The following is a 12,244-nucleotide window of genomic DNA, read 5'->3' as shown; positions in this document are numbered from 1 at the left end:
GCAACCCAACCACCGGTGACGGTTTCTTTCAGCTGAGCCTTGTCCATGTCGCTCATCGACACTTTCTTGTACGGCTCGTTACTTGTCCACAGGGCGGCGCCCAGATAAGTCGCGGTGCCCGTGGCGGTGCTGGAAGAAGGATCGGAGCTGGCATCACGCTTCAATTGCGCGAACATTGCTCCGGACCAGGGTTGAGCGCTCTGGTTATCGATCAAGTAGGAAACGGTCACGTCGTACAGGCCACGTTTCAAGGTGAAACGCTTGATGTAATTGACGCCGTCCTTGCTGAACTTCAGGTCCACGACCAATTGGTCCTGACCGTCAGCCAGTTGATAAATCTTCTTCTCGGAAGAGTAAACCGGACGACCGGCAGGACTTGCGTCCGGACCATTGCTGCCGATCAGGCCACTTTGCGCCAGATAAGTGCGCTCGTTGCCGTTATCGAACAGCTGGAAAGGAATTTCCGGATGGTCCTGGCGACGTGGATACAGCGGCAATTTCAGCTGCGCGACATCACCACCTTGTGGATCGATGGCCAGATCGAGCACATCCGTTTTGATCTGGATGAGGTCGGTGCTTGCGGCTACCGGAGTTTCGGCAGGTGCGCTGGTATCGTTTGCGGCGTGTGGAATGTCATCACTGACTGACGCTTTTTTGCCAGTTGCCGTATCCGGGAGGCCCGGTGCGGTCGTGCTGGAAGCAACATTCTGAGTCGGCAGGGCAGCCTGGCCATAGTCCTGGTTCCATTTAAGAACCATAACGTAGGACACGATTGCCAGGGCGACGATCAGGATCGTGCGTTTGATATCCATGATTACTCGGCCATCGAAGAAGAACGGGAGGTAGGGATAGGTGGAACCGGGTCATAACCACCGGGATTCCACGGATGACAGCGACCTAAACGACGAAAGGTCAGCCAGCCACCGCGAAGAAGGCCATGGTTTTCAATGGCTTCTAACGCGTAGCAGGAACAACTGGGGTAGAAACGACAGTGACTGGCCATCAGGGGACTAATGGCATAGCGATAAAACTGGATCGGAACGAGTGCCAGTTTACGCATCGGGACTGTCTACCCCTACAGTTTCGGTTTTGACTGCTGGTACCGGCGTGCTGCGTGCCAGACGCTTCCAGAGTTTGCCGAAATGCTGAATCAATTCGGGGTTTTCTACGTCACCCAAACCTTTGCGCGCGACGATAACGATGTCCCAGCCGACCAGTGAATCCTGGTTGAGGCGAAACGATTCGCGCATCAGACGTTTGAGGCGATTGCGCTCGACGGAGAGCTTTACGCTCTTTTTCCCGATAACCAACCCGAGACGGGGGTGATCAAGATCGTTGTTGCGCGCAAGGAGCAGGAGATTTTTCCCCGGAACCTTGCCGGTAGGGGAGTCAAAGACTGCCTTGAAATGCCGGGGTGTAAGCAGACGCTTTTCCCGACTGAAGTCCTGACTCACCTCCAGTGCCGGCTTATCAAACTGCCAGACGCGCACGACCTTTGGCGCGGCGACGCGACAGTACGGCACGACCGTTCTTGGTAGCCATGCGAGCACGGAAACCGTGGGTACGAGCGCGTTTGATAGTGCTTGGTTGGAAAGTACGTTTCATTGTCGTGTTACCTGGTTCGTCCACAACGGGCCGGAATGGCCCCCGTTTTAAGAGACCGGGGATTCTAGAGAAAGCAAGCCTTCAGGTCAATTTCCAACCAGCGTTTCCTTATAAATAGATCTCCAGGGGTTTGGCGGGTACGAAACCAACGCTAAACATAAAAATAAAGAAGGAGAGTATTTAAAGCTTTTCTGTAAAGCTTATAAAAGCTTAGGACGCGGTTATCTGTGGATAACTTAATGAAGACCTTGTTTTCCGTGATGTACAGAGGATGACAACTACAGTGGAAAACCGTGTTCAGCCTGTGCTGCACTGTCGGATAACCTGTGTGTGAAAGGCTACTTTATCCACAGGCTGGTTACCCACAGAGTTTCACCCCCAGTTGTGCAACGAGCTCAGGCCAGGTTATCCACAGAGCTTATGCACAGACCATTGGTCGTCTTTTTTGCGTATAAATGGCTGATTCTTCTTGTTCGAGGGAGCACCTACGTGTGGATAAGTCGACGTCTGGTCGCGTACAATGGCCGCTTGTTTTTGCCTCACCGGCTTTCAACTTAGGGGATATCCGTGTCAGTGGAACTTTGGCAGCAGTGCGTGGAGCTTCTGCGCGATGAGCTGCCTGCCCAACAATTCAACACTTGGATCCGTCCACTACAGGTCGAAGCCGAAGGCGACGAGTTGCGTGTCTATGCACCCAATCGCTTTGTCCTGGACTGGGTCAACGAAAAGTACCTTGGCCGCGTCCTGGAATTACTGGATGAGCACGGCAACGGTATGGCGCCAGCGCTTTCCTTATTAATAGGCAGCAAGCGCAGTTCGGCGCCGCGTGCAGCACCGAATGCACCGCTGGCGGCGGCCGCGTCCCAGGCTCAAGCTGCATCTGCCCCGGCCAGTACGCAGCCCCCGGCTCCAGCGCCGACCAAGCGTGCGACGCAAAAAGTCGCCGAAGTCACAGAGGAAGAGCCTTCCCGTGACAGCTTCGATCCGATGGCGGGCGCCAGTTCGCAACAGGCTCCGGTTCGTTCCGAACAGCGCACCGTTCAGGTAGAAGGCGCGCTGAAGCACACCAGCTATCTGAACCGCACTTTTACCTTCGAGAATTTCGTTGAGGGCAAGTCCAACCAACTGGCCCGGGCTGCGGCCTGGCAAGTGGCGGACAACCCTAAACACGGTTACAACCCGTTGTTCCTGTATGGCGGCGTAGGTCTGGGTAAAACCCACTTGATGCATGCCGTGGGTAACCACCTATTAAAGAAGAACCCGAATGCCAAGGTTGTGTACCTGCATTCCGAGCGCTTCGTCGCGGACATGGTCAAGGCTCTGCAGCTCAATGCCATCAACGAGTTCAAGCGGTTCTACCGTTCGGTGGACGCTTTGCTGATCGATGACATTCAGTTCTTTGCGCGCAAAGAGCGCTCCCAGGAAGAGTTTTTCCACACCTTCAACGCCCTGCTTGAAGGCGGCCAGCAGGTCATTCTCACCAGTGACCGCTACCCGAAAGAAATCGAAGGCCTTGAAGAACGCCTGAAATCCCGCTTCGGCTGGGGCCTGACGGTTGCCGTCGAGCCGCCGGAACTCGAAACCCGAGTGGCGATCCTGATGAAGAAGGCCGACCAGGCCAAAGTCGAATTGCCTCATGACGCGGCGTTCTTCATCGCCCAGCGTATTCGCTCCAACGTCCGCGAGCTGGAAGGCGCGCTCAAACGCGTGATCGCCCACTCGCACTTCATGGGCCGCGACATCACCATCGAGCTGATTCGCGAATCCCTGAAAGACCTGTTGGCGCTGCAGGATAAACTGGTCTCTGTGGATAACATTCAGCGCACCGTCGCCGAGTACTACAAGATCAAGATTTCCGATCTGCTGTCCAAACGCCGTTCGCGTTCGGTCGCCCGGCCGCGCCAGGTTGCCATGGCGTTGTCCAAGGAACTGACTAACCACAGCCTGCCGGAAATCGGCGATGTGTTTGGCGGTCGTGACCACACGACGGTTTTGCACGCGTGTCGCAAGATCAACGAACTTAAGGAATCCGACGCGGACATCCGCGAGGACTACAAGAACCTGCTGCGTACACTGACCACTTGATGAACACCAGCGCAGCTATTAAGGCAAGGGACTAGACCATGCATTTCACCATTCAACGCGAAGCCCTGTTGAAACCCCTGCAACTGGTCGCAGGCGTCGTCGAGCGCCGACAGACCTTGCCGGTGCTTTCCAACGTGCTGCTGGTTGTCGAAGGCCAGCAACTGTCGCTGACCGGTACCGACCTGGAAGTCGAGCTGGTCGGTCGTGTGCAACTCGAAGAGCCTGCTGAAACCGGCTCCATCACTGTGCCTGCGCGCAAACTGATGGATATCTGCAAAAGCCTGCCAAACGACGCGCTGATCGACATCAAGGTCGACGAACAGAAGCTCGTGGTGAAGGCCGGGCGCAGCCGCTTTACGCTCTCGACCCTGCCGGCCAACGATTTCCCGACTGTCGAGGAAGGCCCTGGCTCGCTGACCTGCAGCCTGGAGCAAAGCAAACTGCGCCGCCTGATTGAGCGCACCAGTTTCGCCATGGCGCAACAGGACGTGCGTTATTACCTTAATGGCATGCTGCTGGAGGTTTCGGCCGGCATCATTCGCGCCGTGGCTACCGATGGTCACCGTCTGGCGATGTGCTCGATGCAGGCCGATATCGGTCAACCGGACCGTCACCAGGTTATCGTGCCGCGCAAAGGTATCCTTGAACTCGCACGTTTGCTGACCGAGCCGGACGGTATCGTCAGCATCGTCCTGGGCCAGCACCACATTCGCGCCACCACCGGCGAGTTCACATTCACCTCGAAACTGGTCGACGGTAAATTCCCGGATTACGAACGTGTATTGCCCAAGGGCGGCGACAAGGTGGTGCTCGGTGACCGTCAGGCACTGCGTGAAGCTTTCAGCCGCACGGCGATTCTGTCCAACGAAAAGTACCGCGGTATCCGTCTGCAACTGGCCAACGGTCAGCTGAAAATCCAGGCGAACAACCCGGAGCAGGAAGAAGCGGAAGAAGAGGTTGGCGTCGAGTACAACGGTGGCTCCCTGGAAATCGGCTTCAACGTTAGCTATCTGCTCGACGTACTGGGCGTGATGACCACCGAGCAGGTTCGTTTGATCCTGTCTGACTCCAACAGCAGTGCGCTGGTACAAGAGTCTGACAACGACGATTCGGCTTACGTCGTCATGCCGATGCGTCTGTAATCATGTTCAGCAGAAGCTAGATGTCCTTAAGTCGCGTCTCGGTCACCGCGGTGCGCAATTTGCACCCGGTGACCTTCTCCCCCTCCCCCCGAATCAATATTCTTTACGGCGCCAACGGCAGCGGCAAAACCAGTGTGCTGGAAGCCATTCACCTGCTGGGGCTTGCGCGTTCGTTTCGCAGTACCCGGCTGTTGCCGGTCATTCAGTATGAGCAATTGGCGTGCACTGTCTTCGGACAGGTCGAACTTGCCGAGGGTGGGCAGAGCGCCTTGGGCATCTCGCGGGATCGTCAGGGTGAATTCCAGATCCGCATCGATGGGCAGAACGCGCGCAGTGCCGCGCAGTTGGCCGAAATCCTGCCCTTGCAGCTGATCAACCCGGACAGTTTTCGCCTGCTTGAAGGGGCACCGAAGATTCGTCGGCAGTTTCTCGATTGGGGTGTGTTCCACGTGGAACCCCGATTCATGTCGACATGGCAACGCTTGCAGAAGGCGCTGCGCCAGAGAAACTCCTGGCTGCGGCATGGTACACTTGACGCCGTTTCGCAAGCGGTTTGGGACAGGGAACTGTGTCAGGCCAGTGCTGAAATCGATGAATACCGCCGCGCCTACATCAAAGCCTTGAAACCGGTCTTTGAACAGACCTTGAGCGAACTGGTTGAGCTTGAGGGCTTAACGCTCAGCTATTACCGAGGTTGGGATAAGGACCGTGAGCTGAGCACTGTGCTCGCCGGATCCCTGCAACGGGACCAGCAAATCGGTCATACCCAGGCCGGACCACAACGTGCTGATTTGCGTCTCAGATTGGGCGCACATAATGCCGCAGATATCTTGTCTCGTGGACAGCAGAAGTTGGTGGTCTGTGCCTTGCGGATTGCTCAAGGGCACTTGGTGAGCCAGGCACGACGCGGTCAGTGTATTTATCTGGTGGATGACTTGCCGTCCGAACTGGACGAGCAGCATCGCCGTGCGCTTTGCCGCTTGTTGGAAGACTTACGCTGCCAGGTGTTCATCACCTGTGTAGATCACGAATTATTGAGGGAAGGCTGGCAGACGGAAACGCCAGTCGCTCTGTTCCACGTGGAACAGGGCCGTATCACCCAGACCCACGACCATCGGGAGTGAAGGCATTGAGCGAAGAAAATACGTACGACTCAACGAGCATTAAAGTGCTGAAAGGCCTGGATGCCGTACGCAAACGTCCCGGTATGTACATTGGCGACACCGACGATGGTAGCGGCCTGCACCACATGGTGTTCGAGGTGGTCGACAACTCGATCGACGAAGCGCTCGCCGGCCACTGCGACGACATCAGCATCATTATCCACCCGGATGAATCCATCACCGTTCGCGACAACGGCCGTGGTATTCCGGTAGACGTGCACAAAGAAGAAGGCGTTTCCGCAGCCGAAGTCATCATGACCGTGCTGCACGCCGGCGGTAAGTTTGACGATAACTCCTACAAAGTATCCGGCGGCCTGCACGGTGTAGGTGTGTCCGTGGTAAACGCACTGTCTGAACAGCTGGTTCTGACCGTGCGCCGCAGTGGCAAGATCTGGGAACAGACCTACGTTCACGGCGTTCCGCAAGAACCGATGAAGATCGTCGGCGACAGCGAAACCACCGGCACCCAGATTCATTTCAAGGCTTCCAGCGAAACCTTCAAGAACATCCACTTCAGCTGGGACATCCTGGCCAAGCGGATCCGTGAACTGTCCTTCCTCAACTCCGGTGTCGGTATCGTCCTCAAGGATGAGCGCAGCGGCAAGGAAGAGCTGTTCAAGTATGAAGGTGGACTGCGCGCGTTCGTTGAATACCTGAACACCAACAAGACCCCGGTCAACCAGGTGTTCCACTTCAACATCCAGCGTGAAGACGGCATCGGCGTTGAAATCGCCTTGCAGTGGAACGACAGCTTTAACGAAAACCTGTTGTGCTTCACCAACAACATTCCGCAGCGTGATGGCGGCACTCACCTGGTGGGTTTCCGTTCCGCACTGACGCGTAACCTGAACACCTACATTGAAGCAGAAGGCCTGGCGAAGAAGCACAAAGTCGCCACAACCGGTGATGACGCCCGGGAAGGTCTGACCGCGATCATTTCGGTGAAGGTGCCGGATCCGAAGTTCAGTTCCCAGACCAAAGACAAGCTGGTGTCTTCCGAAGTGAAGACTGCGGTCGAACAGGAAATGGGCAAGTACTTCTCGGACTTCCTCCTGGAAAACCCGAACGAAGCCAAACTGGTTGTCGGCAAGATGATCGACGCCGCCCGTGCCCGTGAAGCGGCGCGCAAGGCTCGTGAGATGACCCGTCGCAAAGGTGCGCTGGACATCGCCGGCCTGCCGGGCAAACTGGCGGACTGCCAGGAAAAAGACCCTGCCCTTTCCGAACTGTACCTCGTGGAAGGTGACTCTGCTGGCGGCTCGGCCAAGCAGGGACGTAACCGCAAGACGCAGGCCATTCTGCCCCTCAAGGGCAAGATCCTGAACGTCGAGAAAGCACGTTTCGACAAGATGATCTCTTCCCAGGAAGTAGGCACCTTGATCACCGCGCTCGGCTGCGGCATCGGTCGTGAAGAGTACAACATCGACAAGCTGCGTTATCACAACATCATCATCATGACCGATGCTGACGTCGACGGTTCGCACATCCGTACCCTGCTGTTGACGTTCTTCTTCCGTCAGCTGCCGGAGCTGATCGAGCGTGGCTACATCTACATCGCCCAGCCACCGCTGTACAAAGTGAAGAAAGGCAAGCAAGAGCAATACATCAAAGACGACGACGCCATGGAAGAGTACATGACGCAGTCGGCCCTGGAAGATGCGAGCCTGCACCTGAACGAAGAGGCCCCGGGTATCTCCGGTGAAGCCCTTGAGCGTCTGGTGAATGACTTCCGTCTGGTAATGAAGACCCTCAAGCGTTTGTCGCGCCTGTATCCGCAGGAGCTGACCGAGCACTTCATCTACCTGCCTGCGGTGAGTCTGGAGCAACTGTCCGATCACGCAGCGATGCAGGATTGGCTGGCTCAGTACGAAGTGCGTCTGCGCACCGTCGAGAAGTCGGGCCTGGTGTACAAGGCCAGCTTGCGTGAGGACCGTGAACGTAACGTCTGGCTGCCAGAGGTCGAACTGATCTCTCACGGCCTGTCGAATTACGTCACCTTCAACCGCGACTTCTTCGGAAGCAACGACTACAAAACCGTCGTCTCCCTCGGTGCTCAGCTGAGCACGCTGCTGGACGACGGCGCGTACATCCAGCGTGGCGAACGCAAGAAGCAGGTCACCGAGTTCAAGGAAGCCCTTGAATGGCTGATGGCCGAAAGTACCAAGCGCCACACCATCCAGCGATACAAGGGGCTGGGGGAGATGAACCCGGATCAGCTGTGGGAAACCACCATGGATCCAGGCTCGCGCCGCATGCTGAAAGTGACCATCGAAGACGCCATTGGCGCGGACCAGATCTTCAACACCCTGATGGGTGATGCGGTCGAGCCCCGTCGTGACTTCATCGAAAGCAACGCCCTGGCGGTTTCCAACCTGGACTTCTGATCCCGGTCGGCGCCAACAAAAAGGCCAACGCATTGCGTTGGCCTTTTTTATTATTCGCGATTCACTCACTCGCCGGCGAAACACTCTCCAGTCGATAGCCATACCCGTAAATCGTCAGCAACTGCCAGCCACGATCAGCCGTCAGGCCAAGTTTGTTGCGCAGGCGATAGATGTGCGTATCCAGAGGGCGCGATGAGGACATTTCTTCATGGGGCCAAAAGCGTTCGTAAAGATAGTCCCGCGACAGCGGTCGCCCCAGGTTGCTGAACAGGCAGTGCGCCAGACGGTATTCGCGCTCGGTCATGACGATCGGTTTGCCATCACGCGTGACGGTCAGTTCTGCATCATCGAACACCAGATCATTGAAGCTCAAGCCGTCTGTGGCTGCTCGTTGCTGGCTGTGTCGACGCAGAACCGCGCCTACCCGGGCTTTCAGTTCATTGGGACGAAACGGTTTGCTGAGGTAATCGTCGGCACCGGCATTCAGGGCCTGGACGATATCGTTCTCTGCGTCACGACTGGTAAGCATGATGGCGGCCGGTGGTGTTTCCATGTGTTCACGAGTCCAGCGCAGCACCATCAAGCCGGTGATATCGGGTAATTGCCAGTCGAGGATCAGCAGGTCAAAGGTTTCTCGGCGTAGTTGTCGCACCAGGTCTTCACCGCGTTCGAAGCTGTGGAGTGACCAGGGTTGCTCGCCGCCGTCCGCTACCTGCTCCAGGGTTTGTTCGACCCGGCGCAGTTCGGCTGGCTCATCGTCCAATATCGCGACACGCATAGGCGGTGGTTCCTTGTCAGGGGCAGTTGAAGTTCGGGGTCCGCCGTGTGTCGACGTCCGCTATGATTCTTGGGTCTACGTTGTCAGATCGGAGATCTATGAAACCATTCACCCCGCCCTGCCCTTTTCCCCATGAATAGCCCTCGTCTTCTGGAAAGCCGTGAGCCAAGCCAGGTTGAGCGATTATTTCGGCAATTGGTGCGCGAGTGGTTGTGGGTCAGTCTAGTGCTCCTGCCGCTGACTGCACTGTTGTCCTATCGCCTGCAGATTAATCTGAACGATTCATCACCGGCCCTAAGCGCGCTTCTGTCAGTGTGCCTGGTGGCCTGTGTTCTCGCTCTGTTGCTGTGGCGCCCGCGCCTGGCGCTCTGGCTGACGTTGATTGGCATGCTCAGTACGCTGCTGACCAGCGCCGGTCTCGCGGAGTTGAGCAAATGGTGGTCCCCGACCCCAGCGCTGCTGAGCATGCTACTGGCGTATTTTATCTGGAACTGGCGGCGGCTCAGTGTGGTGTTGAGGTATTTTGGTTGGGAGCTGGCGCGACTGGACAGCGAACCCAAAGTATTTCCGGAACGCCGCCGCACACAGTTTCCGAGCGGGGATCGCTTGCAGAAGCAAGTGATGGCGCTTGAACAAGCCATGAGCCGGACCCGCGATACCCACCGTTTCATCGCTGATGGACTGGAATATTTGCCTGTAGCCACGTTGATCAGTGACCCTAACGGGCAAATATTGCTCGGTAACCGCAAAGCCCGCGATCTATTTGGCGGCAGTTTGGTGGGGGAAGGCGTCATTGAACAGTTGGTACAGCTCGGTTACCCCGGGGTGAACCATGGCCCCGCCTCGCAATTATCCACACTGCCGATGTTGGAGTTCCGTGACGTCAGAGAACGCAGCTTGCGCCTGGAACGCGCTGCTTTGTTACCGACAGACGTCGAAACGCCCGTCGGTTGGCTCTGGAGCTTGACTGACCTGAGTATTGAGCGCGAAGCGCAAGAGCAACGGACTGTCATGTTGCGTTTTCTGTCCCACGATTTGCGCGCACCTCACTCGGCCATTCTTGCGCTGCTGGATGTGCATCGTCATCAGGTAGGCGGCGACACGCAACTGTTCGATCAGATTGAGCTTCAGGTGCGTCGCGCCCTGGATCTGACGGACGGATTCGTTCAATTGGCCAGGGCTGAGTCCGATGCCTATCACTTCCAGCCCAGCTTATTTGCCATGCTGGTGCTGGATGTGTTCGATCAGGCATTGCCCCTTGCGCAACAGAAACAGATCCAGCTGGTGCACCAGGTCGAGGATGCCGCTCAGGAAAGTCTGCTCATGGCGGATCAGGCTTTGTTGACTCGGGCGCTGTTCAATCTCTTGGAGAATGCGATCAAATACAGTGCAGCGGGAACGCGAGTCAGTTTGCAGGTCAGGCACAGCGGCGACTGGTTGACCTGTGAACTCGTCGATCAGGGCAAAGGTATTGCCGCCAGGGAGTTGCCCGAACTATTCAGTCAATATCGGCGTTTCTCTTCTGCCCAGGGTACCGACGGCGTGGGGTTGGGGTTGTCGATGGTAAAGGCGGTGGTGGATCGACATGGGGGGCGAATCGAATGCTCCAGCGTGGTTGGCGAAGGCACCTGTTTCCGGCTTGATTTCCCCTTGTTGGAAGAGTGAATGCCATGGGATTTCGCGGGTATAAAAAAACCGGCTATATCAGCCGGTTTTTTTGCGTCCGCAAAATACTTATGCACGGTTTGATGATTTTTATCATTTTATAAAATATGTAATGAAATCAGAAAGTTACTTAATATTCGATAGGCGTTTGAGAAAAACGGTACACAGCTTATCCACAGAATTTCAGACAGCGACCGAGTCCGTGGAAACCGGTGCATTTGGCGCCGGCGGAAGTGAGCCCATTTCCCTTTGCATTTGCTCGTTCCAGGCCTGCACCCGATCGTTCAAATCAGCAATGGCGCGTGGCCCGGTGCCTTCGGCATACATTGGTTCGCCGATGATCACGGTAATCACGCCGGGCTTCTTCGCCCAACCGGCTTTCGGCCAGAACTTGCCGGCATTGTGCGCAATCGGCAGCACCGGCAGGTCGGCGTTGACCGCCAACGCAGTCCCGCCCCGGGAGAACTTGCCGATGGTGCCGTAGGGAACGCGTGTGCCTTCAGGGAAGATCAGTACCCAGACGTTGTCCTTGAGCAGTTCGTCGCCCTTCTTGGCCACGTGCTTGAGGGCGGCTTTCGGGTTGTCGCGGTCGATGGCGATCGGACGCAACATGGCCATGGCCCAACCGAAAAATGGTACATAGAGCAGTTCACGCTTGAGTACCTGGCTCAGTGGCGAGAAATAAGCGGAGAGAAAAAACGTCTCCCAAGTGCTCTGGTGATTCGATTGAATTACGCAGGGACGATCCGGCACGTTGTGTGCGCCCTTCACTTCGTAACGAATGCCCAGGAACACCTTGCTCAACCACAAGGCGCAGCGGCACCAATAAACGTTGATGAAGCGATAACGCGCCTTGAACGGCAAAAAGGGCGCGATAAAAAAACTCAGGCTGCACCACAGCAGAGAGCTGGTGCCCAGCAGCAGGTAAAAGAGAAAGGTTCTGATGGCCTGCAATATCGACATGGTGACGTTTACCGTTGCGGGCAATACCCGCCTGTATAAATCGCACTCCTGACCAATCCTTTATCAGGAAATATCAGAAGCACTCTAATTGTGGATAAGTTCTGCGGCAATCGCCGCCAGATCGTCAAAAATCAATGTGCCTACCGGAAGGGTCAAGCCCTGCGTCTTTGCGCCTTTCCCGGTCTTTACCAAAACTGGCTGTGAATCGACGGCTTTGGCGGCTTCCAGGTCACCGAGACTATCGCCGACGAACCAGAGATTGGTCAGCGATACGTTGTAATGTGCGGCGATGCTTTTGAGCATCCCGGGTTTTGGCTTGCGGCAATCGCAGCCTTCGTCCGGCCCGTGCGGGCAGTAGACGATCAGGCCGACTTCACCGCCCTGCTCCGCCACCAGCGAGCGCAAGCGCTCGTGCATGGCATCCAGGGTGGCGATGTCGTAATAGCCGCGAGCGATGCC

At 56.5% G+C, this 12,244-nt stretch carries 12 protein-coding genes; 5 read left to right on the top strand and 7 right to left on the bottom strand.

Features of this window, described 5'->3' with window-relative positions; translation table 11 throughout:
* The 4 genes from yidC to rpmH all read right to left on the bottom strand — a co-directional run.
* Positions 1-812: membrane protein insertase YidC (gene yidC, locus D8U69_RS23575; RefSeq protein WP_130908235.1), on the bottom strand; the 812-nt coding region annotated here is incomplete at its 3' end.
* Between the two features lie 2 nt (positions 813-814).
* Positions 815-1,060: a membrane protein insertion efficiency factor YidD gene (yidD, locus tag D8U69_RS23570; protein ID WP_010207715.1), complete on the bottom strand. Its 246-nt coding sequence runs from the start codon at positions 1,058-1,060 to the stop codon at positions 815-817.
* The gene (rnpA, locus tag D8U69_RS23565) at positions 1,053-1,454 is read right to left on the bottom strand and encodes a ribonuclease P protein component (protein WP_028620331.1); all 402 of its coding nucleotides are present in this window, start codon (positions 1,452-1,454) and stop codon (positions 1,053-1,055) included. The genes yidD and rnpA overlap by 8 nt, the downstream gene beginning before the upstream one ends.
* A gap of 16 nt (positions 1,455-1,470) precedes the next feature.
* Positions 1,471-1,605, bottom strand: coding sequence for a 50S ribosomal protein L34 (gene rpmH, locus D8U69_RS23560; RefSeq protein ID WP_003213577.1), 135 nt, complete (start codon positions 1,603-1,605; stop codon positions 1,471-1,473).
* Between the two features lie 567 nt (positions 1,606-2,172).
* Here rpmH and dnaA point away from each other — a divergent pair.
* The 4 genes from dnaA to gyrB are packed head-to-tail and all read left to right on the top strand — an operon-like array spanning position 2,173 to position 8,379.
* Positions 2,173-3,690, top strand: a complete 1,518-nt coding sequence (gene dnaA, locus D8U69_RS23555; RefSeq protein WP_056854259.1) for a chromosomal replication initiator protein DnaA — start codon at positions 2,173-2,175, stop codon at positions 3,688-3,690.
* Positions 3,691-3,728: 38 nt separating this feature from the next.
* Positions 3,729-4,832 (top strand): DNA polymerase III subunit beta, encoded by a 1,104-nt coding sequence (dnaN, locus tag D8U69_RS23550; protein ID WP_056854258.1) that lies wholly within the window; start codon positions 3,729-3,731, stop codon positions 4,830-4,832.
* A 20-nt stretch (positions 4,833-4,852) separates the two neighbouring features.
* Positions 4,853-5,956, top strand: coding sequence for a DNA replication/repair protein RecF (gene recF / locus D8U69_RS23545; protein ID WP_056854257.1), 1,104 nt, complete (start codon positions 4,853-4,855; stop codon positions 5,954-5,956).
* Positions 5,957-5,961: 5 nt separating this feature from the next.
* The gene (gyrB, locus tag D8U69_RS23540; RefSeq protein WP_056854376.1) at positions 5,962-8,379 is read left to right on the top strand and encodes a DNA topoisomerase (ATP-hydrolyzing) subunit B; all 2,418 of its coding nucleotides are present in this window, start codon (positions 5,962-5,964) and stop codon (positions 8,377-8,379) included.
* Between the two features lie 61 nt (positions 8,380-8,440).
* Here gyrB and D8U69_RS23535 read toward each other — a convergent pair whose 3' ends face one another.
* Entirely contained in the window at positions 8,441-9,157 is a 717-nt protein-coding gene (locus D8U69_RS23535) for a response regulator transcription factor (RefSeq protein WP_056854256.1), read from the bottom strand.
* Positions 9,158-9,289: 132 nt separating this feature from the next.
* On the opposite strand from D8U69_RS23535, the gene D8U69_RS23530 reads away from it, so the two are divergent.
* A complete protein-coding gene (locus tag D8U69_RS23530; protein WP_130908234.1) occupies positions 9,290-10,822 on the top strand; it encodes a HAMP domain-containing sensor histidine kinase in 1,533 nt (510 codons plus the stop codon).
* Between the two features lie 183 nt (positions 10,823-11,005).
* Here D8U69_RS23530 and D8U69_RS23525 read toward each other — a convergent pair whose 3' ends face one another.
* A complete protein-coding gene (locus D8U69_RS23525; RefSeq protein ID WP_130908233.1) occupies positions 11,006-11,785 on the bottom strand; it encodes a lysophospholipid acyltransferase family protein in 780 nt (259 codons plus the stop codon).
* Between the two features lie 84 nt (positions 11,786-11,869).
* Positions 11,870-12,244, bottom strand: a 375-nt coding sequence (locus tag D8U69_RS23520; protein WP_130908232.1) for an HAD-IIIA family hydrolase, incomplete at its 5' end; no start/stop codon positions are given.

The organism is Pseudomonas sp. Sample_16 (assembly GCF_004307665.1).
Taxonomy (GTDB): domain Bacteria; phylum Pseudomonadota; class Gammaproteobacteria; order Pseudomonadales; family Pseudomonadaceae; genus Aquipseudomonas.
Note: the sequence above shows the minus strand (reverse complement) of the source record. Positions and strands in the feature narration are given on the sequence as shown.